Genomic DNA, 23569 nt, shown 5'->3' with positions numbered 1-23569 from the left:
AGGAGTTAGAAATATGTTTGAGTTTTGGACAGGGGCACCAGAACTGCCAGTGTATGGATTTTTAATTCGCGCACTTATAGTATATGTATATGTTTTTATTATGGTAAAGCTATTAGGTCAGCGTTCGATGAGTTCGATTAATCCAATTGATTTTATCTTTGGAGTCATTTTGGGCGATGTTGTTGGTGAACCATTATCAAGTGGTGAACTCCCTTTAGGAGGTCCGTTAGCAGCAGCAGCGTTAATCGCAGGATTACATCTTGCCCTGACTGTGATTTCTTTACATACTCCACGTTTTCGGAGAGTCGTTGAAGATGAACCTATCATATTAGTTCGTCATGGAAAAATTTTAAAAAAAGAAATGAATAAAGCAAAAGTTACGATTGACTCGTTATTGATGGACTTACGTTTATTGGAGGCTACTGATTTAAATGAAGTTGATTATGCAATATTAGAAGCCAATGGACAAATAAGTGTCATAAAAAAAAGTCAGTACCAATCAGTCACTCCGCAAGATATGTCATTATATAGTGCTCCTAAAGGATATCCAACTGTTCTTATTGAAGACGGGAAAATTATTGAAGCAAATGTAAAAAAGGTAGGAACTTTAGATTGGTTAAGAGAGCAAGTACGAGTACATGGCTATAGCAATTATCGAGAAATTTTCTTAATGACGATGGATGAAGGTGGACAAATTTACATTAGTCCCCAAAATATTAGTAACTAGGCAAGAAAAAGTTGCGACTATAGTAAGAGTTTTCTAACAATTATGTATAAACTCACTCCATAGTAGTAACAATAGTGATACTATTTGTAAGGAGTGATATTTCATGAGAAGAGTTAGAAAATTATCGTTTGAGGAACTAGTTCAAGAAAATAAGCGTCAACTAATGAATGATAAAGAAGCGCTTGAGAAACTAGAAGAAAGATGGGAGCAGAAAATTCAAAAAGAAAATGGAGTTTCATTATAATCAAGTGTTCCATTCAAGGGTTAATCGTTTTCTTTTCAAAAACTGCCACTTATGATTTGTCCCCTTTTGGCTTACATTAAAAGTAAAGGAAGGGGGATAACAATGGCTAAATCAAAGCATGCATTTGATAAGTTTCGTCCAAATCACTTAGGTACCCAGCCTAGAAAAAGTGACTCTAATAAAGGAAAGAAGATGAATACTAAAGGGAATGAACATCCTGATTATGCGCCACCGAAAGGATAAAGAGTAACTGATTAGTGTTAGTGTACCTCTTAACATAAACGATAAGGTGCTATAAGTGAAAGCATCTAAGTCGAGGAGAGGTCCCTAGCACTTTTTTAATGTGTTGGAATTTTTTCTCGAAACTTATAAATTGCCGTGCTATCATGAGAGGAAACAGATACTAAGAGGAGTGTAGTATGGCTATTTGGCAATATCATTATTGTGCTACTTGTAAACATTTTAGGGTATTTAAAACAGATGGAAAGACGAATTATTTTTGTTCACGTTTAGGGTATGAAACAAAACCTAATTATCAATTTAATTGTTGGGATCCCAAAGAAACCGTAGTAAAAATAATGCAAAAACGTGGTGTTGAAAAGTGAAGAAATACATCATTTATTCGGGATAAAAAAGTCTTGTCTAATTGTATAAAAAAATAAATAATGAAACAAAGGTTAGTAATAGGAGAGTGTGCAATTGAAGGACGTGTTCCCGATTAATAAGATGTTAAATTTTTCGGCGCATCAAAAAATTAGAACGGTTGCATTTGTTTTGCTTTTCATTTATTTATGTTTACTTTTTTATGTAACACTATTTGCTTGGAATTACGGCGCATCACTTGGGCCAGAAGGACCTGGAGGAAGAAATTTTAATTTAACACCATTTCGAAGTATTTATCGTATTTCTGTGTTCAGTCAAGATATTATGGACCCGATCATTATTTTATTAGGAAACGTCATGTTGTTTGTGCCATTTGGCTTTTTATTACCTTTTATGTTTAAGCATGTTCAAAAAGTGATGATTAAAGCGGTATTCATTTGTTGTGTTAGTTCCCTTTTTATTGAAGTGTGCCAGTTTTTGTTTACGTATCGTGTTTCAAATGTTGATGATGTGATTTTGAACACGTTCGGTGGATTAATCGGCGTAAGTATTTTCGTTATAATACGAACCATAAAAAAGCGAGTGGTTATTTTTTATAAAAAATAAGAGGCTGCCCGAAAGAGCCCAGCATCCAAAGATTTGATAGTGAAGCTGGTTTTGTTCTGGGCAGCCTTTTTCATAACTATCTATTAATTTGTAATGTTCGTTTTTTCCATTGTTTGAAACATATAAAGACAACTGCTACAAAGAGTCCATAAAGAAGCATAATAAGCAGAAGGTCTCTAGGGTTAGTAACTAATGTATTTCCAACTATCGCAAATAACATCATGGATGGCATTTTACCGAGAGTTGAGGCAATCGTATAATTAATAAACGATACACGACTTAATGCTGAATAGACATTTACAATAATTGAAGGTATGACGGGAATTAACCGGCTTAGAAATATAGCAAAAAAAGCATTTTTCTCAAATAATAGGGTTACTTTCTCCGTTAATTTATAATTACGCAGTATTGAATTACCCCAGTCTTGAAAGCTGTAACGAACAATTAAAAACATAATGATAGAGGCTCCTGAAGATCCAATCCAAATGACAAAAGCGCCTAAAGTAGTACCAAATGCAGCACCGACTATTCCTCCAATTATAGGGTAAGGAATAATAGGAAATAAAGATAATAATGTAGCAACAACTATTGTTGATAGTAAAAAGTCTCTTGCGTAATTATCTAACCAAACTAATAATTGATCACCATATACGTAAAGTATTAATCCGGTCATAATATAAAGTGCTATTACACCTAATTTTTTGAGCATTTGAATCTCCTTATGTGAAAGTGCTTTATCAATTATAACGGGATTAAAGAATTTTTGTGATAAATTTTTTGCTTTTCACAATTAGTTCACATTGTTAATATATAATACAGACAAGAATACTAGGAATTAAAAGGAGTGTAAAAGTTGAAGAAGGTATTATTGTTATTTTTATTCTTTTGTTTCGTAATGCCCGTATATGCTTTAGGCCATTCATATGTTGGATCATCTTTTCCAAGTGAGGGAGATGTGATCGTGGAACCATTAGAACAAATTGAATTGCATTTTGATGTTGGTATTGAAAAGCATACAAAAATTGATTTGATTGATGAAGCAGGAGATATTGTTCCACTACACGCTCAAACGGTGGAAGAACGAGTCTTAACAGCATTACTAGAACAGCCTTTATATAAAGGTAACTATGCAATTCATTGGTCTGCATTAGGGAGTGATGGTCATGCGACGGATGGTACGATCTCATTTACGGTTGATGCTCCTGAACCTGAAGTAATCGTTGAAAAAGAGGAAGAGGTTAAGGAGCTAGAAAAAGAGAGCATCGATGAAGAAGGACAAATGGAAACAGAAGAAAATGTTCAAGAAATTAGTGGTGAAACAAAAGAAGAATCTTCTACTAATTTGAAGTGGATTTTATTCGTTGTTTTCATCATTGTTATTAGTACGATTATATTTGCAAGACGACGTAAATAAGTGAAAAGTGGGGAATTCAGATGGTTGAAATTAGCCAGGTGCTAATGTATTTACTTTTTTCATTTTTATTAGGGGTAGCCTTGCTCCAAGTTGTACCTAAGAATAGGGGACCTGCATTCGTTGTAAAAAACAGTTGGGTTTATGGGTGCATTTGCTTAATTCCCGTACTAAGTGTTATTCCTATTTTATCGGCTACTTATCAAATTCATATTCAATACGAAGCGCCATTTATGCCGATTATGACCCAAGTCATGCTTGGATACAAAATCGGCCAAGCTTGGATGGTAACGACGCTATTAGCTATTATTAGCATCACTTTATATTATGGATTAGTATACATTAAGACTTTTTATGTAAAATTAATATTCTTATTACTCGTAATTATTTTTGCATTATCATCGAGTTGGGCGAGTCATGCGGCATCATTAGATGAAGGACTTGGATTTATATATAACGGATTACACTTCATTGCTGCTACAGTATGGATGGGGACTTTGTTTGTAATTAGTTGGTTTTCGAGTGAAAAGAGTACCGAAAAATGGACTTTATTTATTCGATGGTTTTCTCCAGTTGCTATTGCTTCTGTGATTATATTGATTTTGTCTGGTCTACTATTAATGACAATCATTGTTCCAGAGTATGTTAATTCATGGGTGCTTACTTATGGACAATTATTGCTATTAAAGCATATTTTAATTGCTCCAATTATTTTGTTTGGGGTTGTTCATGGGTTTCTATTAAGAAAAAGGCTACATAAAGTGGGCGTTACTCGTTTTCAAAATACATTAAAAGCGGAGAGTATTATCGGTTTGTTTATCTTTGGAATTACTGCTGTAATGACAGAACGAGTTCCACCTCATGAGGTGGCGCGAACATTACAGACGACAGAACCATCTCTATTATACAAATGGTTCATTGGGGAACATGTCGGTTCAATTGTTCCACTTACTTTCTCGTTCAACTGGTTATCAATTGTTTTATTCACTGGTTCTGCCTTACTTTTATTATTACTTATTTTTGAAGTATTAAGAGGAAAAGGGTGGATACGAATCATTTCTGTCAGCACAGCTTTTGCCTTTCTAATGTTATTTGGAATTCTCGGTAGTACTCATCCTTCAAGTCAGGGGTGGATTGATAGTCAGCGATTTTCTACTCCACGAGAAGCGATTCAATCCAGTCAGGAGAATGGTGAAGTGGAAGTACTTGTAGAACAACGAGTAAGTAATGACTTTATTGCGGTCGTTTATCACATTAATCATGAGAAGTTGGCAGTGGATCTCCTCTATAAAGATAATCAGGATTATTATAAAGTAAACGAAAGTAACTTAATGATAGGCGGTATTCCAATCAATGAGCTTGATCATAAAATTAGAACCTTTATTATTCGTAATGGACCATGGCTTCAGAATAACCAACCGTATACTTACGTAACCATTGGGTATATAAGTGAACCAAGCGATGTTGATAAAGTCGGTATTTATTTTGAAGGAGATTCGAGTGAGGCGAAGGTAGAAAATAATACGTTTATTAATGTTATCAGCTCGGATGAGGAATGGGACCCTAATCATCCAATTGAGTTTTTCAATGATAAAGAAGAAATTGTGGGTGGTTATATGAGAGGGTTTCTTGAGGAGGGTGTTTACTGTCATTAAAATCCTAACAAATATTTAGTTGTTTTATTTATTGGGGGCTAAACGGCCTCCTTTTGCTTTTTAACAGTCTAGCTACAGGAACTAACTTTTTACTTTTCTTAATAAATATTTCGTTCTTCGAAAAAAGTGGTACAATAAAGAAAAACATAAGTGAAATTGAGGGAATATGATGGAAAAACAAACAACACCAATATTAACTTATATTATGTTAGCCTTAGCAACAAGTACTTGGGGTAGTGCATTTATTGCTGGAAAGGTTGCGGTAGAGAGCTTTGAGCCTGCTACTGTTGCCTTTTTTCGTTTCTTAGGAGCAACTTTGTTGTTATTTCCAATTATGTGGACGATGGAAAAAAATCGTCCGAAGCCAACAAAAAAAGATTGGGGCTTGTTTGCGTTGTTAGGTCTAACGGGTATATGTATTTACAATATTTGTTTCTTTTTAGCGAGTAAGCATGCTCCTGTTATTAAAAGTTCTCTTTTTATTGCTTCCAATCCTGTATTAATTGTCCTATTATCTGGGTTGTTTTTAAAAGAAACGATTACAAAACGACATATTGTTGGGATGAGTGTAGCTTTGTTTGGGGTTGTAATTATTATTTCAAACGGTCGGCTTTTAGATTTAGTAAAAATAGGTTTTGAACCGATCGATTTTATTTTATTAGGAGCAGTTATAAGTTGGGCGCTCTATAGTGTTTTAGGAAAAGTTGTGTTAGGAAAGTATAGTGCGATTGTTTCGACGACGTATGCTGTATTTTTTGGAACATTATTTTTACTACCATTTGCACTTTATGAATTAACATGGTCACAAATAAAAGGAGCACCCCTCGGAGTATGGGCTTCACTTCTTCATATGAGTATTTTTGTTACTGTTATTAGTTTTATCATGTATTATCAAGGAATTAAAAAGGTAGGGGCAGCTAAAGCTTCAATATTTATTAATGTAATGCCTGTTTCAGCTGTAATTATGGCTACGTTATTTCTAGGAGAAAAGTTTACATTTGCACATGGAATCGGGGCATTGTTTGTCTTATCAGGAGTATATATTGGGACGTACGTGAAATCTAAGAAACAAAAACGGGATATTCAGACAAAACAGGTGATGGTAAAATAAAGGAATAGCCAAGCAAGAGGTGAAACAACTTTATGAACGAATTAAGCATATCATTAAAACAAATCAATGAGGACGTAAACTTATGGCTTGAAGAACCCGAGCAATTTAATCAAGAGCCATTAGCCCTTCGTTACCTTACGTATTTAGAAAATCATCCAGATACCGCTTCTTGCAGAGTGCGAGCGTTAGTATTAAGTTTATTAACATTGAAAAGAAGCGAACGGTATAGTCCGGATGACCCTTTACTTAGTAAGTGGTTAGATGAGGCGCTAGCGATTGAACCGCAGCAGCCATTGGCCAATCGGATTCTTGCTGAGCAGTTAATTTCACAAATACAATTTGACATTATTCCTGAAAAATTACCGCAAATACGAGAAACTGACCATGGTGCATCGAAGAAAAAGATTGCCCATGATTATTTTCAGATTGCGAATCATTTTTTTTCAAGAGCTTCTGAAATTAATTCTGTTCTTTTACGGGCGCGGCAGTCAGCAGAATTAATCGATAGTAGTATGCAACTTAATAAGATTGTTCAGCTCGAAAAAATTATAAAGGATTTGAATGAGCCGATGCTAGCCATTGCAAAAGCTACTGAAGCATACCAGGAATCGGCGACAGGCATTTTTTATTCTGCGTCACAATTAAAAGAAATTCGAGCTCCAATTAAAAAAATTGAAGGATTAAAAGAAGCTTGGCTACGGACGGTTCAACAAAAAGGAGAATTACCGAAGGCAATGGATAGGTTTCCACAATCGTTGAATACGTTAAATCATATGGTTGGTTTAATTGAAGTAAAAGAACGAGTGAGGGGACTATATCATTTTCTACAATATCAACGACGTCGTAAAGAAGAGGGGTTTCATTTTCAAGATGACTTAAGTTTAAATATGATCATTACCGGAAATCCAGGAACTGGGAAAACGATGTTAGCCCGTCTCCTAGCTAAAATTTATTATGAACTTGGGATATTGCCTCGTGAAGATGTTCTTGAAGTTGATCGCTCTCAGCTTGTGGCAGGGTTTGTAGGGCAGACGGAAGAAAACACCTTAAAAGTGATTGAGAAAGCCCTTGGAGGGGTTCTATTTATAGATGAGGCATATAGTTTAAAGCGTGAAGGCGCTGCAAGTAATGATTACGGCCAATCAGTGATCGACACGTTAGTATCTGCCATGACGAGTAGTGAATATGCTGGCAAGTTTGCGGTCATATTAGCTGGTTATCCTGAGGAGATGCGGCAGTTTTTATGGGCCAATCCAGGTCTAAGAAGTCGGTTTCCAGAGCCAAATCATATTCATCTACCTGACTATTCAATTAATGAGTTGTTATCGATTGGAGAAAGAATGGCCTTCGAAAACGATTATGTATTTTCGATGGATGGGTTAAGGGAACTAAAAAAAAGAATTGAAAAAGAGCAGGTAGATGAAACGTTTGGAAATGCACGTACGGTAAAAAATATTGTACTTGATTCAATTTTTAAAAAAGGGTCTCGTGTAGAAATGGACAAGCCATTGACCATTGAACAAATGACAATACTCGATGGTCAAGACGTGAAGGTAACAGCGCGTGAGAACGACGAACAAAAAGAAAGTGCATTAGAGCGACTTTCTCGCTTAATTGGTTTAGATGAAGTTAAAAAGGAAGTTGAAACGTTAAGCTCATTAGTTCGGGTACAGCAGCTACGGGCAGAAAAAAACTTGCGCGTTATGCCGGTCCAACTTCACTCTATTTTTACAGGAAATCCAGGAACTGGGAAAACGACGGTAGCAAAGTTGTTTTCGGAGCTACTTAAAGATATTGGTCTTTTAAAACGAGGACATGTTGTTGTTGCCGGTCGAACGGATCTCGTTGCTGGGTATGTTGGGCAAACAGCATTGAAAACGAAGAAAAAAATTCGTGAAGCTTTAGGCGGTGTTTTGTTTATAGATGAAGCTTACTCATTAGCCGCTGGTGGCGAAAAGGATTTTGGTCGTGAAGTGATAGATACGCTAGTTGAAGAAATGACAAAGCATAATGAAAATTTAGTCGTTATATTAGCAGGGTATCCGGATGAAATGAAGCGGTTAATTTCTCAAAATCCTGGGCTAGAGTCAAGATTTAAAAAGTACATCCACTTTGAAGATTATACGACTGAAGAATTATTTAGTATGGTTACGATGTATGCACAAGATTACGGATATCAGTTAGACGATCGTGCAGCAAAATATGTCCAAGAAGAACTACGGAAAATTAACATAACAGGTAATGGTCGCTATGCAGTTAATTTAGTTGAAATGGCAATAAGCAAGCAAGCGCATCGGGTATGTCAATTAAACGAGGTTGATATTGAACCTTCCGTACTTATAACAGTACAAAAAGAAGATTTCGTATTTTAAGTTTGTCTGCTGTCATTCCGATACATGTTGTTCCAATTAATCCGCTAAAAACTTAAGGCTGTTTTCGTAAACTGTGTTGCTTTTGGACCGTTTTTTGAAAATAAAATAGGCTTTTCAAGACAAATTCATTTGTCTGAACGGCTATTTTGTTTTCAAAACCTTCACGCTATGTGTGAAGAGCCAAGCATCCGCTTGGCTTACGGTCCAAAAGCTAAAAGCAACAATCTTTGAGAAAAGAGCCAAACTTAAACATAAAAGGGAGGTAAACAAATGAAAAAATCGGTAACTGAAATTGAAGTGCGTTACAAAGAAACAGATCAAATGGGTGTCGTTCACCATTCGAACTATATTGTTTGGTGTGAATTAGGGCGAACACACTTAATAAAAGCTTTAGGATTTAGCTATGTGCAAATGGAAAGTGACGGGATATTATCTCCTGTAACGGGTATAAACTTAGTATATAAATATCCTGCGAAATATGGCGACACGATAACGATTGAAACATGGGTTGAACGTTATGATGGCATTAGAGTTGTTTATGGATATAACATAATGAACGCTGATGGCGTTCAATGTGTGTCAGGTACAAGTGAACATGTTTGTGTAAAAAAAGAATCGTTCCGACCGATTTCTATACGAAAGCATTTACCTGAATGGCATACTGTTTATGAACGTGAAAAGAGAATAGAAAAATAAAGAAAAAAATAAGAATAGAAACGAACCTCCTGCAGCAAAATAGTTACGTAAAAATCTAAAGGAGGCTTCCTCATGGCTAAACCAGATAATCGTAAAAATAATGTAGAACGTCTACAACAGATGAAAGAAAACACAAAACAAAACATTGAAGCTGCAGAAGAAACTTTAGCGCAAAGTGATATGAAGGGTGCAGAGCGACAAGCAGTTGAACAAAAGAATGAGAGACGTCGAGAAAGCATAAATGCATTTGATGCAGAAATTAAAGATGAGCAAGAAGCGCGAGAACGCGGCGAATATTAATAAGAATATTATACTTTTTCCAAGTAGCTCTGATGTCGCAGAGAAACATAAGGAATAACGTATCAATTAGAAGCCCGAATCGTATATTGATTCGGGCTTTTTTAATAATTGCAATATCAACGATAACTCAAGTATACCATACTAAATAATATCGTAAGCATTTTTATAAGTTAATGTATTGTTATTTCTTTTTTTTATTATCAAATTGTGAGATTTTCTAACAAAAGTACTGACAAAATTGATTTTGTAATGTATATGTTAAAGGATAGAGATAATCCTCGTTTTGTCTTGAAAAAAACGGGTAAATTACTATTAGGACGGAAAGGTACTGGGGGAATTAAATTGACAGAAATGCAGCAAAAAATTATGAAGGCACTACAAGTGCAAACTGAAGTGAACGCAAGGGTTGAAATTAGACGGAGAGTTGAGTTTCTAAAAACGTATTTACTTCACTCAGGAATGAAAGGGTATGTGCTTGGGATTTCAGGTGGACAAGATTCAACATTAACGGGGAAACTCGTTCAAATGGCGATTGATGAACTAAACAATCAACATTCAGAAAATCCATATATGTTTATCGCTGTTCGACTTCCTTACGGTGTGCAAAGAGATGAACAAGATGCTCAAGATGCGCTTAATTTTATTAAGCCTTCCGAGAGAGTGACAGTAAATATCAAGCCTGCAGTAGATGCTGCATATTCTTCTTTTACTGAAGCTACAGGAAAAATATTGTCTGATTTTAATAAAGGGAATACAAAAGCAAGAGAAAGAATGAAGGTACAATATGATATTGGTGCGCATTATCAATGCTTAGTTGTTGGAACTGATCATGCAGCTGAAGCAATTACTGGTTTTTTTACAAAGCATGGGGACGGGGCGTGTGACACTGCACCACTTTTTGGACTAACGAAACGCCAAGGAAAAGTATTGTTAAAAGAGCTAGGCTGCCCATCTCACCTATATGAGAAAGCACCTACAGCTGACTTAGAGGAAGATCGACCTGCCTTACCAGACGAAGTAGCTTTAGGTATGACGTATGAACAGCTTGATGACTACCTTGAAGGCAAGGAAGTTGCAGCAGACATAAGAGAAAAAATTGAAAGACGTTATTTAATGACTGAACATAAACGGAACTTACCCGTTACAGTTCATGACAATTGGTGGAAAAATGTATAGGACGTGCAAAAAATAAACACAAACCATCGGCGAGGTTAAGAACCTACTGATGGTTTGTTTTACTGGTAGGTTGATAGTAGTATGAAAATTGCGAATACAGAAAAGGAATGATTTGATGACTAAAGCACAAGAAAATGCCGATTTGCATATGCATTCAACAGCTTCAGATGGAGGATATAGCCCAAGCTCGTTGTTGGACAAATGTAAAGATGTTGGATTGCAATATATTGCCTTAACGGATCATGACACAACAGAAGGTGTTAAGGAGGCAATGGATAGAGGTAAAGAATTAGGTATTACGGTAATACCAGGAATTGAATTTTCAACAAAATATCATGGGAAAAGTGTTCATATTCTTGGATATGGTCTAGATTATGATAATGATGAGTTATGTCAAATGTTGAAAGGGCATCAACAGATGAGGAGAAAACGATTGGATGTCATTTTAGGAAAGTTAAAAGCAGTTGGACTTGAGTTAACAGCTGAAGATGTTTTAGAATTTGTTGACGGTGGAAGTATAGGAAGACCACACGTGGCGAAAGCATTAATCAAAAAAAAGTATGTACAGGATGTTGCAGAGGCTTTTGATAAATATTTAGCTGAAGGTCGTCCATGTTATGTTTCCAAAGAAAAAGAAATGACACCAGAAGAAGCGATAAATTGGATTCATCGTATGAAAGGTGTATCTATTATTGCACACCCTGTCTATTATGATTTGGATGATTGGATAGAACCCCTTGTAGTTGAATATGGATTACAAGGAATTGAAGTGTATCATCGAGATCATTCTGACGAAGACAGGATCCATTATGAAAAACTATTACAACAGATTGAGAAAAAACATAAAATATCGTTATTGAAAACTGGTGGTTCAGATTTTCATCATGAAGATTACGGAAGAGTACCTGAACCACTAGGGAGAACGAGAATACATAATAGCTATGCAGAAAAACTAGTAGCTGCAATTAAGAAAAGCGGAAGCGCCCGTTCAGCGACGTATGGACTGGACTAAGCCGCAGAAGATAAAGGAAACACAATGAACGTTAGTGAATTGATGTTGACTTATCGTACGGCGGTGAGGGAAGTCTCACTAGACGCTGGGCGCTGTAGCTAGACACAAAAGAGCTTTTACCTATTGGTTAATCTTATGATTAGGTTTCACTATCATTTAAATTTAAGTGGCTTGATATAAATATTTCGTTTAATGCCTGGGAAGCGAGCTGATCAGCTTCCCGGTTTTCTTTTCTAGAAATGGCTTTGTAGTTGACTATGTAACCAAGCTGCTTTGTTTTCTTTTCAATTCGATCGAGCCATCGCTCTAAATTTTCCTCGTAACATGGCCATTCATTTGTTAATTGGTTGATAACGACCATCGAATCCCCTTTTATCGTTAATTCAGTATGGTGTATTTCGAGCTCTTCAAGTTGTAATAATAAATTCCATAGTGCAGCATATTCTGCTTCATTGTTTGATTCCATTTCTTCGATCCGTTCATTTTTACGGATTCGGTATTTTTGTCCATCTTTCTCGTAGTAAATAACGACACCTAGACCGGCAATATGTGTTGATTTATCAAAGCCACCATCGAAGTAGGCTACAATCTGCTCGGGCTCTTGAGATTTTTTCTCTAACAGCTTTTCTAATTCTTTTTTTGTCCACTCTGAATCCATTTGATCATAAAATTGCAACTGCTTTACTCTACCCGTTTTTTCAATATCTCTAGCGAAAAATAAAATATCTTGAATACTCATAAAATCAGTTGAGAGTAAATACGTTTTTTTTCCTTTTGGTACTTGGTAGTGCCATTCTAATCGCATTTTCATAACGCTTTCACCTCTATTAATAAAAATCATAACAAAATAACAATTGCGAATTATATAAAATCATGATAATTTAATAAATTAAAAGGGTAAAGTTTTGACAGCATTTCTTTTATTTTTGATTGAGAAATCGGTTTATAAGTTTAATACCTTGTTTTAAGAGGATAAGCTTAATCATTTTACGAATCACTAGTCCTATCATTTGTTAACCATCCCTCCTATGTTGTATTTATTAGGCTGTTTTCGTAAACTTTGTTGCTTTTGGACCGTTTTTTGAAAATAAAATAGCCTTTTCAAGACAAATTCATTTGTCTGAACGGCTATTTTATTTTCAAAACCTTCACGCTATGCGTGAAGAGCCAAGCATCTGCTTGGCTTACGGTCCAAAAGCTAAAAGCAACAATCTTTGAGAAAAGAGCCATTTATTGTTTAGGATGGATGATTTACCTTTGATTTATCCCGCATAAAGGAGTTAGTAAAAATGCCAATTAGAGTTCCAGATCATTTACCAGCAAAAGAAATTTTAAACGAAGAAAATATATTCGTCATGGATGAAAGTAGGGCCTATAAACAAGATATACGCCCATTAAAAATTGTTATTCTAAATTTAATGCCGTTGAAAGAAGTAACGGAAACTCAACTTCTTCGCTTACTAGGAAATACTCCATTACAAGTTGATGTCGTATTTATTCATCCAGATACACATAAATCGAAAAATACATCTGAAGAGCATTTATCATCATTTTATAAAACATTTGATGACATTAAGAATAGAAAATTTGATGGAATGATTATTACAGGTGCTCCTATCGAAAAATTAGTATTTGAAGAAGTGAATTATTGGGAAGAATTAAAACAAATTATGGATTGGACTGTGACAAACGTTACATCCACCCTACATATTTGTTGGGGAGCTCAAGCCGGTCTATATTATCATTATGGTATTCCTAAATATCCGCTAGAGAAAAAAATGTTTGGCGTGTTTGCACATAATGTAAATAATGAATCTAACGTTAAACTATTAAGGGGATTTGATGATGTATTTCTTGCGCCGCACTCTCGTCATACCGAAGTGAGGAGAGAAGATATTGAAAAAGTACCAGATTTGGAAATTTTGAGTGAATCAGATGAAGCTGGCGTTTACATTGTTGCTTCAAGAAATGGTAAGCAAATTTTTGTTTCAGGACATTCTGAATACGATTGTTGTACATTACAAGACGAATATGAAAGGGATGTAAATAAAGGCTTAAACATCGAAATGCCGATCAACTATTTCCCAAATGATAATACGAATGCAAAACCTTTATTACGTTGGAGAGCACATTCCAATTTACTGTTTTCAAACTGGTTAAACTACTACGTTTACCAAGAAACACCATACGACTTATCTAAATAATAAAAAGAAAGCTAGCTTTAAGTTTGGAGCTAGCTTTCTTTTTATGGAGCAACTTTTGTATATTCTTCTTTATTAATCATAAAATTTTTTTCTATAAGATATTCAGCAAAATAATCAACAAATTGTGCTTCCCATTGAGTACCTTTGCTTTGATTTAAAGAAATGGTTGTAAACATTAAAACAGTTCCAACTCTGAAGACTGAGACAAGTGAACCGATAATATAATTTCTTAATAAGCGTTTTATAAATGTTCGATATATATTCATCATTAGACAACCTTTTTATTAACATGTTTGATTTTGTCACCATTTAAATAATTCAGCATAGGTTTACTATAGGTTAATGTCTATTTTACTAGTAATCTTACTAACTATACAATGTAAAAGTTGGAGAATTGGAGGATATTAGACATGTTCTTTTTACCTTTATCAAAATTTTCTTAGATGGAGGTTTTTTTATGAAAATGGATCGTCGGTATTATGTAAGTGGACATACGAGGGTTGGTTATTATTCAGTGTTACCAGAGTTAACTCAACAATTGGAATGTTTATTTGTATTAAAAGGGCTTTCTATGAAGCAAGGGCATCTGACCATTGAAAAAATCGCTAATGCATTGAAAGAAAGTCATTTTTCAATCGATTACTTTCATAGCCCAAGCCACAATGATTATGTTGAAGGATTACGCATTCCTGAATTAAAGCTAGCTGTAGTAACTTACACAATGATAAAAAATTTAGATATAAACTTTGCAGAGCAAAGTGTTGTCTTTATTAATTTTAATAAGGCATACGATGTTCAAAAGGCTGGTCAATTGCAAAAGCAAATTAATCAACTAGAAAATGAGCGTGATTACCAAATTCAACTCGCATATGAACGTTTTTCACAAGCGACAGAACACCATGAAATGAAAGAGCAAATCTACTTATCTGCAATGGATTTTACAAAAGCGAATGAGGTAACTGATAAGCTCAAAAAGGCCATCTTTCAAAATAAAAAAGCAAAGCAAACAAGTGGAAATTATGAAGAGATTTTCTTTGGGGCTGCAACCCCAAAAGGCGCTGTACATTTTATTGAAGAGTTAACTTCTGAGTTAAAAAGAAGGTATATTATTAAAGGACGTTCAGGAAGTGGTAAATCAACGTTAATGCGTAAGCTGGCAACGGAAGCCATTCACCGTGGAATGAATATCACATATTTCCTCTGTGGGTTCGACCCTACTAGTTTAGATATGATCATTATTGAAGATTTAGAGATTGCGGTCATCGACGGAACTGCTCCTCATGTAATAAATCCAAAAAGCGAACGAGATAAAGTGATCGATATGTTCGAATTCTGTATTGACCCTACTATAGAAGAGGGAACTGAAATGTCGACCATTAATCAATGTGAATCTAATTATAGAAGCTGTATGAAGGAAGGTACAGCTCATTTAATGAAAGCAAAAGAAGCTCAAGACGTGATTGATGAATATTATGATCTTTTCACCGTAAAAAATAAATTGGAAGCGATCCAAAATGATGTTATCCAAAAAATCATTGAACCGTTAAAAGAAAATTAGAAGCTAATGGCTGACTCATTAACAAAACATTTCGAGAAAGTATAACCGCTTATAAATAGCGTATTTTTATGACTACAATGGGTCAGCCACTATTTTTCCCGGACTTTTAAAATTACATTATAAGTTTCTTTTTTAAAAGGAGGACAAAAAGAGCCGAGAAGGTCGAGGCGGCGAAGCTTCGAGTAACGCAGTGTATGCTTTTAATACATGAGTAACGGAGAAGCAAGCCAACGATGAGATTCGACAGCTATTTTTCCCGGACTTTTAAAATTACATTATAAGTTTCTTTTTTGGATACCAACTCTATCCTTTAACGGCCCAGAATCGACATGAAGATCATTATGGTCATCATCGCTTACATCCTCCATCGAAAAGCCTTCCCCGTAATCTTTCGTATATTCTAAGTCAATGTTGGCTTCTAACCCATATTCTTTTGTACGAGGTTCAACTGTAATTCGTTTATTGTTATTTTTCATTTCTATCCCTCCAATACATAATTCAAGTTATCATAGTTTGCTAAAATAAAGGCAATCCTATTCTTAAAATGTGTGCTCATTTGGAGGGAAATTCTCAATGAAGCAGTATGTTGAAAAATCTGATACGATTTTAGTTAATAATGTAAAAGTGCACTATGAATATTATTTTCATGACAATCAATTAGAGCGACCTGTGATTGTTCTTATCCATGGCTTTGTATCATCAACATATAGTTTTCGTCACCTCATCCCGTTATTAGCAGGTCATCATCCAGTATTAGCAGTTGATCTACCTGGATTCGGAAAAAGCGAAAAATCGAATACGTTTGTCTATTCCTTACAGAATTATGCAGAGTTAATATTTTCAGTCCTTTCAATCCTTAAAATTAATCGAGTCGTATCAGCTGGCCATTCAATGGGGGGGCAGGTGGCACTATATATGGCTAAACTAAGACCTGATCGTGTGGAGAAAGTTGTGTTATTATCTAGTTCAGGTTATCTAAAGCGAGCAAAGAGGACGTTTCGCTATGCTTCATACATTCCATTTGCACCTAGACTAGTAAAGAGATATTTTATGAAACGAGATTATAAGGATGCACTTTCCTATGTTGTCTACAATAAAAAAATCGTCAATGATGATGATGTCATTGAATATGCAAAGACGTTTGAAGATGACCAATTTTTTCATTCTCTAATACGTATTCTTCGTCATCGTGAAGGAGATTTATCTGCCGAACAGTTAAGAAAAATCGAGCAACCTGTTTTAATATTGTGGGGGAAACATGATAAAATCATTCCTGTTCACATCGGGAAAAAGCTACATTTCGACCTTCCAAATGCAAAACTTTTTATTTTGGATAAAACGGGACATTTAGTACCAGAAGAACGACCAAACGAAGTCGCAGAACAAATATTCGAATTTTTAGATGAAGACAGTGCGTATCCAAGCTCTAATATATAGTTAGTATGCTATAATATGGTTGTCCTAGTTGTCGTAACTTGGAGGTGTTGATTTGGATGCATTAGATGTCATAATGAATAAAGATAAAATTGTTCCATACTTTCAGCCAATAATTAGTGCTGATACACAACTAGTTATTGGTTATGAAGTATTAGCTCGTATTGAATTAGACGATGGAGTCAAAAGTCTAGGATGGTTCTTTAAAGATCACTCGATTCCAGAGGAGTATCGACAAGAAGTGGATGAATATGTTTGTCACCTTGCGATTGAAAAGTTTTTATCATTGAAGGATGATACAAAGCTTTTTATTAATGTTGATATGAATGAAATTTTAGCTACTAATGGGGAACGATTGATCAAAAGCTTAAAGTCGTTTGAATTGAATGGACTGTTACTATCTAAGATCGTTATTGAATTTACGGAACAAGACTTCAAAGGAGATTTTTCTTTATTAAAACATTTGTTAACGTATATTCAAAGCTTAGGTGTACAAATCGCTATCGATGATGTAGGAAAAGCAGGAAGTAACCTTGATCAAATCGCCCAGTTAAAACCTAATATTGTAAAGGTAGATTTAGAGTTTTTAGAAGGTGATGCTTTTCCCCAACTATATCGAGATGTCCTTTATTCCCTCTCACTTCTTACTAGAAAAATAGGAGCTACTTTAATGTTTGAAGGGGTAGGGAGTTTTAATCAATTAAATTATGCATGGCGGAATGGAGGCCGGTATTATCAAGGCTTTTATCTTTCTCGACCTAAGCCTAATTTTCAAAAAAGTGATTTTTGTAAAATGTCTCTAAAAAAAGAATTTCACCACTTCATTCATTATGAACGTAAAAAAATTGAAGCACAGTTTACCTTAACAGAAAAACTAGGATTGTTATTAAAAAATTCATTAAAAAAATTAAAATCGTTAGATAGCTATGATGATGTTGTGATGCAAATTGCAAAGGAGTTGGATGAAGTATCTTTTCGAGTGTATATATGTGATCACGATGGTTATCAGCAATCTGGAAATGCCGTTAAAGACAAGAACAATTGGCACCTAGAAGAAGGAAGTCGATTTAAGAACTGGAGTTGGCGACCTTATTTTTTAGAAAACATTGTTCGTATGAACTATGAACGAAAGGGAATTTTATCTGATCTTTATACTGATATTGAAAAAGATGAAATCATAAGAACATATTCTTTTCCTATTGATGATCGTCTCTTTTTATTTGTCGATATTCCGTATAATTATTTGTTTGAACAAGACGGATTAATATAACCTTGACTAAGGCCTTGAAATCATTTTTTGGTTTCGGAGGCTCTTTTTATTTTTCTGAAAAGTTAATTATTTACAAAACTATAGTCATTCTCGGAGAAAACCTTTATTCTTATATGGTAAGTGATTTGAAATGGTCTAAGGGAGATTTTTTGGAATTAAAAAGTCTACTACTGGTAAAAAACGAAGGGAGTGAAGGGGATTATGATACCAAATCGTTCAGTTTTAAGGCTCATGGCTTATTTATTTTTTGCTTATTCGATTATGACTATAGTTATAAGCTATATACCGGTTTACTTTAGGTATCAAGGTGTGACTGCAAAGGATCTCGGAATTCTTTTAGCAGTAGGACCGCTCGCTTCTATATTTGCTCAACCGTTTTGGGGTTATATGAGTGATAAATTTAAAACAATAAAAAGAGTGTTACTTATCGTCGTTACTGGAACGTTTGTGTCAACGTTTGTTTTATTTCAAATGAATCATCTTGCTGGCTATACGATCATGATGTTCGTATTATTTTTATTTTTAGCACCCGTAACTGCATTAGGAGATAGTTTGTCACAGAAAACGGCTCTCAAACATAAAGTGAGCTTTGGACGGATACGTATGTGGGGTTCCTTAGGGTTTGCAGTTGTTTCATTGTTAGCAGGATATTACTTAACTTTTGTCGGGATCCAGTACATCATGTATCCAATCTTATTTATGGCTGTTGTTGCGTTTCTATTTGCTACCTCTCTTAGTGATGTTAAAACGACGAATAAGCCAGTTACCATTTTACATGCAGTAAAGTTAGGGGCAAATCCACGTTTATTTATATTTTTACTCATTATTGTGTTTGTATCTGTTACCCATCGTACGAATGATACGTATCTTGGAATTTTTATTACAGAACTGGGTGGGAAAGAATCATTAATAGGTTGGGCATGGTTTACCGGAGTTGTATCAGAGGCAATCGTTTTCTTTGCAACGGCATTTTGGTTTAGAAAGTTTACTCCGTTAACCTTTTTAATGATTTCAGCTGTATTATATAGTGTTCGCTGGTATTTTATGGGGGCAGCTACTTCCCCAGAAACATTGCTTGTTTTTCAAGCTTTGCATGGAGTTACATTTGGAATTTTTTATATAGCAGCGTTTCAAATTGTTTCAAAGCTTGTCCCAGAAGAATTGCAAGCGACAGGACATGTATTATTTATTACGACATTTTTTGGAATATCTGGTATTATCGGTGCGTTTGTAGGAGGTTTGGTTATTCAGAATGCAGGTGTCGCACAATTATATAGTTATTTAGGATATTTATCGATAATTGGATGTGTCGGGTTGATGATTTATAAATTTCTTACTGAAAGCCGCATAAGTAATACGATGGAATATTCAAAAACATAGGGGTTGCTCATAGAGTTGCCTCTATTAGACTTTTTCATTGAAAATAGGTTAAAATTTTCATAATGCCTAATACTTAAAATAAAGAGCTCGAGGCTTCATAAAAAGGTTGTGCAATTGAAAATATTGGAAACTGATGGAAATAAGGATATGATAAAAAGGAAGAGGTGGAAGGAAACATGAAGGTAATTGTAACAGACGCTGCGTACGCACAGTTAGTATCAGAATTTGATCAAGATGCTATTTATTTGCGCGTATTAGCCATTGATACATTCGAGTGAAGTACGATGTTAGAGTTTCAACTTGCTCTGGATGAGCAAGCAGTAGATGATGCAGTGTATATATTTGATAAAGTTCATGTTTTACTTGACGAAAAGGCAAGAGAAGAGGTCCGAAATTATTTAAAAATTGATTTCTACGAAAATCAGGGCTACCGTCTCATCAATTCATCTCAAACTTTGGCCTATGGTTTAAGAATAAAAAAGGGAAGTGCCTATTAAAATATTGAAGCTAACTCATGAAAATCTTCAGCACACGTAAACAGACAATATTGATGATACCAAAAAGGAAGTATCCTTGATTATCGTTTGATAAAAAATAGGGTGCTGACTTGATTGAGTTAGCCTCTTTTAAATTATATTTTGGTTGCTGTCGTAAACATTGAGCTAACAGATTTAACAATTGGCGAAATTTGGTTTACTGTTTTTACAACTTGATCGACGGTTTGAAACGTTTTTGCAATATCAAAATTCCCATTAGGTCCTTTAAATGCGTTAAGAAAAGCAGGACCTTGCTGAGCATAAGGATTTTGAACTCCAAAATAGTTAGGGCGGTTGCTTAGTGGATAGTTGGCCTGCCAATTTTGTTGATAAGGAAAGTTATAATTCGGATTAGGATAAGAATGCATCTCATGTGGCTTGTAGTTGCTTTGAAATTGATTAGGATAAAAGTTCGGTTGCTGCTGATAGTAAGGATAGCCTTGCATCATATAAGGTGTTTCATTATAGAAGTTCAATTTAACCCCTCCACTAGTAAACGTTTATTCAATATCAATGACATGACGGCGGTTAGGTACTTTGATCGTCAAAAGTCCGTTTTGGTACCTAGCTTTTACATCTTTTTGTGTAACTGGAAATGGTAATGAAATGACGCGCTCTTTTACTTGAGTAGAATATTGCTGTGAAACGTAATGTTCTACATCATTTTGTTCTTCAATGAATTCCTCTTGTTTTACACCGATTTTGACATGACTTTGATAAACATCTAAGATAATTTGCTCTTTTTTTACACCCGGTAATTGAGCCTCGATAATAAAGGCAGAATCTGTTTCGTATGTTTGGACTGGAATCTGTGGATGGAACATGCCATTGTTATGAAGATTTTGGAACGCATCATAAAAGAACGAGTCAATTGACTTTAAAAAATCATTATATGATTTTTTTAGGACATCAGGGAATTGAGGTTCTTTTTTCTTATCATTCATACAGATCACTCCATTTAATACTCTTATCTGTTTTTACTATATGAATGAAGGGTTGTATTTGTTAGTGATATTCGCCTAAAGGACAAATACCTAATGAAAAAAAGGAGGTTTTTATGAACGTTTTTGATGCCCATTGTGATGCATTATTAAAAATTTGGGAAAACCCACAACGTGACTTCACGAACTCAAATGAGCTTGACGTAAACTATGAGCGATTAAGGCTTGGAAAAGTAAAAGTTCAATGCTTTGCATTATTTGCTGAACCAGACTTAACAATTGAAGAAAAGTATCAATCGATTTTAAGACAAGTTGAATTGTTTCAAACAGAAGTTATCAGTAAACATGATCATATAAAACATATTAAAGAATGGAATGATATTACTGATTTACAGGATCATGAGATAGGGGCAATTCTTACACTGGAAGGGGTAGATTGCATCGGTGATAATTTGACGAAACTGAATATTTTCTATCAACTGGGTGTAAAATCGATTGGGCTTACTTGGAATCAAGCCAATTTATGTGCTGATGGTGTAGGAGAACCTAGAGGCGCAGGTCTGACGTTATTGGGGAAACAATTTGTTCAACTGAATAATGAGTATCGCGTTTGGACTGATGTTGCTCATCTAAGTGAGAAAGGATTTTGGGATGTAATGGAATTAGCAGACCTTCCTGTTGCAACGCATTGTAATGCACGGGCATTGTGTGACCACCATAGAAACTTAACTGATGAACAAATCGTCGCACTAGTGAAAAAAGGTGGATGGGTGGGACTTGTTTGGCATCCTTTATTTTTAACAGGAACTGAACAGGCAACTATTTCAGATTGTATTCGTCATATTGACCACTTATGTTCTCTCGGTGTAAAAGATCACATCTGCTTCGGTTCAGATTTTGATGGGATTTCGGTCTTCGTTAAAGGACTCGAAAATGCGAGTAAATATCCCTATTTTATTGAAGAGCTATTGAAGCATTTTTCTGAGGAAGATGTGAAGCAATTTACGTATGGAAATTTTGAGAATTATATTAACCGAATATCTTAAGCTTGCAATAGTACGGATTATTTATATACTTTAAATAAGTGTGTATTTCTGTAAGAAAATAAGTGAGGTGAAAAACATGTTCATAACAGATAAAGCAAAATCTCTTATTTTAGCTGCAATGGAAAACAATAACTCTTCTACAATTCGTGTCGTTTTTGCAGGTATGGGTTGAGGTGGTCCTAAATTAGGACTGGCTCTGGATGAGCCAGATGAGAGCGATAAAATTGAAACCATTAATGGATTAACCGTGGCTATTGAGGATCACGTTATACCTTATGTAGAAAACATAACGTTAGATTGTGTGAAGAACGAATTTGGAAAAGAAGCATTAACGATCGTTGGAAATAATGATTGCTGTTAATGAATTTTCTTGAAGTACAATGAAAACATGATGTGGATGACGCTAGGATTATTAAATGAATCCTAGCGTTTTTCTTAATATGTTTGGAGGGATATTGATGAATGATGTTGTGAATTTAGATGGAATCTTAATGAAAAAGTGGGAGAAAACCATCGTAAGTAATATTAACTGGAAAGTAAAAAAAGGTGAACATTGGGCGCTACTTGGCTTAAATGGTTCTGGAAAAACGTCACTATTGAAAATTATTACGGGATATGAATGGCCATCTAAAGGAGGGGTGTCAGTTCTCGGTAATACATATGGGAGTTGTAATATACAAAATGTTCGCACGAAAATTGGCTGGGTGAGTACAGCATTAGATGATCGATTTCAAGCACGTACAAGCGATACAGTTCTTGAAGTGATCTTAAGTGGGAAATTGGCCTCAATCGGATTGTATGAAGATGTCACGACTGAAGATATTAGCCGTGCAGAAGGAACCGTTGAACGATTTAACATTGCCCATTTAATTAATGAGCCGATTGGTATTTTATCTCAAGGTGAAAAACGAAAAACATTTCTAGCTCGTGCTTGGATGGGCAATCCTGAATTGCTCATTTTAGATGAGCCTTGTAATGGTTTAGACGTATTTTCAAGAGAAAGTTTATTAGAAACGATTGAAGAGTTAACTCATCTAGAAAATGGGCCTACTATCATTTATGTTACGCATCATATTGAAGAAATGGTTCGAGGCATAACGGATGCACTTATATTAAAAGAGGGGAAAGTAGTAGCAAAAGGCAAAAAGGAGAATGTCATCACAGCGAAAAATTTAGAGTCTGCTTTTAATCTTCCATTGAAGTTATCATGGGAAGATGGGCGAGCTTGGATTTCGATAAAAGATAAGCAAACTATCAATTATAAAGCTTCTCAATAGCATTATTTTT

28 protein-coding genes are annotated in these 23569 nt (G+C 35.0%); 22 read left to right on the top strand and 6 right to left on the bottom strand.

Going from position 1 to position 23569, the window contains the following annotated elements; all coding sequences use genetic code 11:
• Positions 1–13: 13 nt before the first annotated feature.
• The 5 genes from J0N78_RS06660 to J0N78_RS06640 all read left to right on the top strand — a co-directional run bounded on the left by J0N78_RS06660 (position 14) and on the right by J0N78_RS06640 (position 2180).
• Positions 14–727 carry a DUF421 domain-containing protein gene (locus J0N78_RS06660; protein ID WP_209122253.1) on the top strand — a complete coding sequence of 238 codons (714 nt, stop codon included), beginning with the start codon at positions 14–16 and terminating at the stop codon, positions 725–727.
• Positions 728–830: 103 nt separating this feature from the next.
• On the top strand, positions 831–971 hold the full coding sequence (locus tag J0N78_RS06655; protein WP_209122252.1) for an FbpB family small basic protein: 141 nt from the start codon (positions 831–833) through the stop codon (positions 969–971).
• Positions 972–1073: 102 nt separating this feature from the next.
• Entirely contained in the window at positions 1074–1214 is a 141-nt protein-coding gene (locus tag J0N78_RS06650) for an acid-soluble spore protein N (RefSeq protein WP_209122251.1), read from the top strand.
• Positions 1215–1390: 176 nt separating this feature from the next.
• Entirely contained in the window at positions 1391–1576 is a 186-nt protein-coding gene (locus J0N78_RS06645; protein ID WP_209122250.1) for a hypothetical protein, read from the top strand.
• A 103-nt stretch (positions 1577–1679) separates the two neighbouring features.
• A complete protein-coding gene (locus J0N78_RS06640; RefSeq protein ID WP_307794911.1) occupies positions 1680–2180 on the top strand; it encodes a VanZ family protein in 501 nt (166 codons plus the stop codon).
• Positions 2181–2256: 76 nt separating this feature from the next.
• On the opposite strand, the gene J0N78_RS06635 is transcribed toward J0N78_RS06640, so the two are convergent.
• Complete coding sequence (locus tag J0N78_RS06635; protein WP_209122249.1) at positions 2257–2889, bottom strand: TVP38/TMEM64 family protein; 633 nt, start codon at positions 2887–2889, stop codon at positions 2257–2259.
• Positions 2890–3033: 144 nt separating this feature from the next.
• Here J0N78_RS06635 and J0N78_RS06630 point away from each other — a divergent pair, with 144 nt between their 5' ends.
• From J0N78_RS06630 to J0N78_RS06595, 8 genes are all read left to right on the top strand, one after another.
• The gene (locus J0N78_RS06630) at positions 3034–3594 is read left to right on the top strand and encodes a copper resistance CopC family protein (RefSeq protein WP_209122248.1); all 561 of its coding nucleotides are present in this window, start codon (positions 3034–3036) and stop codon (positions 3592–3594) included.
• Between the two features lie 20 nt (positions 3595–3614).
• Entirely contained in the window at positions 3615–5246 is a 1632-nt protein-coding gene (locus J0N78_RS06625; RefSeq protein ID WP_209122247.1) for a copper resistance D family protein, read from the top strand.
• A 169-nt stretch (positions 5247–5415) separates the two neighbouring features.
• Positions 5416–6357, top strand: coding sequence for a DMT family transporter (locus tag J0N78_RS06620; RefSeq protein WP_209122246.1), 942 nt, complete (start codon positions 5416–5418; stop codon positions 6355–6357).
• A gap of 32 nt (positions 6358–6389) precedes the next feature.
• Positions 6390–8729, top strand: a complete 2340-nt coding sequence (locus J0N78_RS06615) for an AAA family ATPase (RefSeq protein WP_209122245.1) — start codon at positions 6390–6392, stop codon at positions 8727–8729.
• Between the two features lie 270 nt (positions 8730–8999).
• Positions 9000–9425: an acyl-CoA thioesterase gene (locus tag J0N78_RS06610; RefSeq protein WP_209122244.1), complete on the top strand. Its 426-nt coding sequence runs from the start codon at positions 9000–9002 to the stop codon at positions 9423–9425.
• Between the two features lie 72 nt (positions 9426–9497).
• Positions 9498–9725, top strand: coding sequence for a small acid-soluble spore protein Tlp (gene tlp / locus J0N78_RS06605; protein ID WP_209122243.1), 228 nt, complete (start codon positions 9498–9500; stop codon positions 9723–9725).
• A gap of 351 nt (positions 9726–10076) precedes the next feature.
• On the top strand, positions 10077–10901 hold the full coding sequence (gene nadE, locus J0N78_RS06600; RefSeq protein ID WP_209122461.1) for an ammonia-dependent NAD(+) synthetase: 825 nt from the start codon (positions 10077–10079) through the stop codon (positions 10899–10901).
• A 115-nt stretch (positions 10902–11016) separates the two neighbouring features.
• Entirely contained in the window at positions 11017–11913 is an 897-nt protein-coding gene (locus tag J0N78_RS06595) for a PHP domain-containing protein (RefSeq protein ID WP_209122242.1), read from the top strand.
• Positions 11914–12052: 139 nt separating this feature from the next.
• Here the strand turns inward: J0N78_RS06595 and J0N78_RS06590 are convergent, their stop codons facing one another.
• Positions 12053–12724, bottom strand: a complete 672-nt coding sequence (locus tag J0N78_RS06590; protein WP_209122241.1) for a reverse transcriptase-like protein — start codon at positions 12722–12724, stop codon at positions 12053–12055.
• A 478-nt stretch (positions 12725–13202) separates the two neighbouring features.
• Here J0N78_RS06590 and metA point away from each other — a divergent pair, with 478 nt between their 5' ends.
• The gene (metA, locus tag J0N78_RS06585) at positions 13203–14117 is read left to right on the top strand and encodes a homoserine O-acetyltransferase MetA (RefSeq protein WP_209122240.1); all 915 of its coding nucleotides are present in this window, start codon (positions 13203–13205) and stop codon (positions 14115–14117) included.
• Between the two features lie 41 nt (positions 14118–14158).
• Here metA and J0N78_RS06580 read toward each other — a convergent pair whose 3' ends face one another.
• Positions 14159–14383 carry a hypothetical protein gene (locus J0N78_RS06580; RefSeq protein WP_209122239.1) on the bottom strand — a complete coding sequence of 75 codons (225 nt, stop codon included), beginning with the start codon at positions 14381–14383 and terminating at the stop codon, positions 14159–14161.
• 191 nt (positions 14384–14574) lie between these two features.
• Between J0N78_RS06580 and J0N78_RS06575 the strand changes: the two genes are divergently transcribed.
• On the top strand, positions 14575–15675 hold the full coding sequence (locus tag J0N78_RS06575; protein WP_209122238.1) for a hypothetical protein: 1101 nt from the start codon (positions 14575–14577) through the stop codon (positions 15673–15675).
• A 275-nt stretch (positions 15676–15950) separates the two neighbouring features.
• On the opposite strand, the gene J0N78_RS06570 is transcribed toward J0N78_RS06575, so the two are convergent.
• A complete protein-coding gene (locus J0N78_RS06570) occupies positions 15951–16151 on the bottom strand; it encodes a hypothetical protein (protein WP_209122237.1) in 201 nt (66 codons plus the stop codon).
• Between the two features lie 97 nt (positions 16152–16248).
• Here J0N78_RS06570 and J0N78_RS06565 point away from each other — a divergent pair, with 97 nt between their 5' ends.
• From J0N78_RS06565 to J0N78_RS06550, 4 genes are all read left to right on the top strand, one after another.
• Positions 16249–17112 carry an alpha/beta fold hydrolase gene (locus J0N78_RS06565; protein ID WP_209122236.1) on the top strand — a complete coding sequence of 288 codons (864 nt, stop codon included), beginning with the start codon at positions 16249–16251 and terminating at the stop codon, positions 17110–17112.
• A gap of 52 nt (positions 17113–17164) precedes the next feature.
• Positions 17165–18379, top strand: a complete 1215-nt coding sequence (locus tag J0N78_RS06560; protein WP_209122235.1) for an EAL domain-containing protein — start codon at positions 17165–17167, stop codon at positions 18377–18379.
• 201 nt (positions 18380–18580) lie between these two features.
• On the top strand, positions 18581–19759 hold the full coding sequence (locus tag J0N78_RS06555; protein ID WP_209122234.1) for an MFS transporter: 1179 nt from the start codon (positions 18581–18583) through the stop codon (positions 19757–19759).
• 284 nt (positions 19760–20043) lie between these two features.
• Positions 20044–20256: a hypothetical protein gene (locus J0N78_RS06550; RefSeq protein WP_209122233.1), complete on the top strand. Its 213-nt coding sequence runs from the start codon at positions 20044–20046 to the stop codon at positions 20254–20256.
• A 134-nt stretch (positions 20257–20390) separates the two neighbouring features.
• On the opposite strand, the gene J0N78_RS06545 is transcribed toward J0N78_RS06550, so the two are convergent.
• Complete coding sequence (locus tag J0N78_RS06545) at positions 20391–20771, bottom strand: YppG family protein (protein ID WP_209122232.1); 381 nt, start codon at positions 20769–20771, stop codon at positions 20391–20393.
• Between the two features lie 24 nt (positions 20772–20795).
• Positions 20796–21239, bottom strand: coding sequence for an Hsp20/alpha crystallin family protein (locus J0N78_RS06540; RefSeq protein WP_209122231.1), 444 nt, complete (start codon positions 21237–21239; stop codon positions 20796–20798).
• Positions 21240–21352: 113 nt separating this feature from the next.
• Here J0N78_RS06540 and J0N78_RS06535 point away from each other — a divergent pair, with 113 nt between their 5' ends.
• The 3 genes from J0N78_RS06535 (at position 21353) to J0N78_RS06530 (ending at position 23559) form a co-directional block, all read left to right on the top strand.
• The gene (locus tag J0N78_RS06535; RefSeq protein WP_209122230.1) at positions 21353–22282 is read left to right on the top strand and encodes a dipeptidase; all 930 of its coding nucleotides are present in this window, start codon (positions 21353–21355) and stop codon (positions 22280–22282) included.
• A gap of 76 nt (positions 22283–22358) precedes the next feature.
• Complete coding sequence (locus J0N78_RS26660; protein WP_483860596.1) at positions 22359–22643, top strand: iron-sulfur cluster assembly accessory protein; 285 nt, start codon at positions 22359–22361, stop codon at positions 22641–22643.
• A 97-nt stretch (positions 22644–22740) separates the two neighbouring features.
• Positions 22741–23559 carry an ABC transporter ATP-binding protein gene (locus J0N78_RS06530; RefSeq protein WP_209122229.1) on the top strand — a complete coding sequence of 273 codons (819 nt, stop codon included), beginning with the start codon at positions 22741–22743 and terminating at the stop codon, positions 23557–23559.
• Positions 23560–23569: the final 10 nt, after the last annotated feature.

It is taken from the genome of Alkalihalobacillus sp. BA299 (assembly GCF_017745675.1).
In the GTDB taxonomy this organism is placed as follows: Bacteria; Bacillota; Bacilli; order Bacillales; family Bacillaceae_F; genus Alkalihalobacterium.
This window is presented reverse-complemented; position numbering and strand designations above follow the sequence as displayed.

What these genes read in the sequence shown, in the direction of transcription:
- J0N78_RS06620 (WP_209122246.1), top strand. Translation starts at nt 5,416, where the DNA reads ATGGAAAAACAAACAACACCAATATTAACTTATATTATGTTAGCCTTA.
- J0N78_RS06635 (WP_209122249.1), bottom strand. Translation starts at nt 2,889, where the DNA reads ATGCTCAAAAAATTAGGTGTAATAGCACTTTATATTATGACCGGATTA.
- J0N78_RS06540 (WP_209122231.1), bottom strand. Translation starts at nt 21,239, where the DNA reads ATGAATGATAAGAAAAAAGAACCTCAATTCCCTGATGTCCTAAAAAAA.
- J0N78_RS06530 (WP_209122229.1), top strand. Translation starts at nt 22,741, where the DNA reads ATGAATGATGTTGTGAATTTAGATGGAATCTTAATGAAAAAGTGGGAG.
- J0N78_RS06655 (WP_209122252.1), top strand. Translation starts at nt 831, where the DNA reads ATGAGAAGAGTTAGAAAATTATCGTTTGAGGAACTAGTTCAAGAAAAT.
- J0N78_RS06615 (WP_209122245.1), top strand. Translation starts at nt 6,390, where the DNA reads ATGAACGAATTAAGCATATCATTAAAACAAATCAATGAGGACGTAAAC.
- J0N78_RS06535 (WP_209122230.1), top strand. Translation starts at nt 21,353, where the DNA reads ATGAACGTTTTTGATGCCCATTGTGATGCATTATTAAAAATTTGGGAA.
- J0N78_RS06590 (WP_209122241.1), bottom strand. Translation starts at nt 12,724, where the DNA reads ATGAAAATGCGATTAGAATGGCACTACCAAGTACCAAAAGGAAAAAAA.
- J0N78_RS06610 (WP_209122244.1), top strand. Translation starts at nt 9,000, where the DNA reads ATGAAAAAATCGGTAACTGAAATTGAAGTGCGTTACAAAGAAACAGAT.
- J0N78_RS06660 (WP_209122253.1), top strand. Translation starts at nt 14, where the DNA reads ATGTTTGAGTTTTGGACAGGGGCACCAGAACTGCCAGTGTATGGATTT.
- J0N78_RS06555 (WP_209122234.1), top strand. Translation starts at nt 18,581, where the DNA reads ATGATACCAAATCGTTCAGTTTTAAGGCTCATGGCTTATTTATTTTTT.
- J0N78_RS06550 (WP_209122233.1), top strand. Translation starts at nt 20,044, where the DNA reads ATGTTAGAGTTTCAACTTGCTCTGGATGAGCAAGCAGTAGATGATGCA.
- J0N78_RS06650 (WP_209122251.1), top strand. Translation starts at nt 1,074, where the DNA reads ATGGCTAAATCAAAGCATGCATTTGATAAGTTTCGTCCAAATCACTTA.
- J0N78_RS06575 (WP_209122238.1), top strand. Translation starts at nt 14,575, where the DNA reads ATGAAAATGGATCGTCGGTATTATGTAAGTGGACATACGAGGGTTGGT.
- J0N78_RS06570 (WP_209122237.1), bottom strand. Translation starts at nt 16,151, where the DNA reads ATGAAAAATAACAATAAACGAATTACAGTTGAACCTCGTACAAAAGAA.
- J0N78_RS06595 (WP_209122242.1), top strand. Translation starts at nt 11,017, where the DNA reads ATGACTAAAGCACAAGAAAATGCCGATTTGCATATGCATTCAACAGCT.
- tlp (WP_209122243.1), top strand. Translation starts at nt 9,498, where the DNA reads ATGGCTAAACCAGATAATCGTAAAAATAATGTAGAACGTCTACAACAG.
- J0N78_RS06645 (WP_209122250.1), top strand. Translation starts at nt 1,391, where the DNA reads ATGGCTATTTGGCAATATCATTATTGTGCTACTTGTAAACATTTTAGG.
- J0N78_RS06580 (WP_209122239.1), bottom strand. Translation starts at nt 14,383, where the DNA reads ATGAATATATATCGAACATTTATAAAACGCTTATTAAGAAATTATATT.
- nadE (WP_209122461.1), top strand. Translation starts at nt 10,077, where the DNA reads ATGCAGCAAAAAATTATGAAGGCACTACAAGTGCAAACTGAAGTGAAC.
- J0N78_RS06625 (WP_209122247.1), top strand. Translation starts at nt 3,615, where the DNA reads ATGGTTGAAATTAGCCAGGTGCTAATGTATTTACTTTTTTCATTTTTA.
- J0N78_RS06565 (WP_209122236.1), top strand. Translation starts at nt 16,249, where the DNA reads ATGAAGCAGTATGTTGAAAAATCTGATACGATTTTAGTTAATAATGTA.
- metA (WP_209122240.1), top strand. Translation starts at nt 13,203, where the DNA reads ATGCCAATTAGAGTTCCAGATCATTTACCAGCAAAAGAAATTTTAAAC.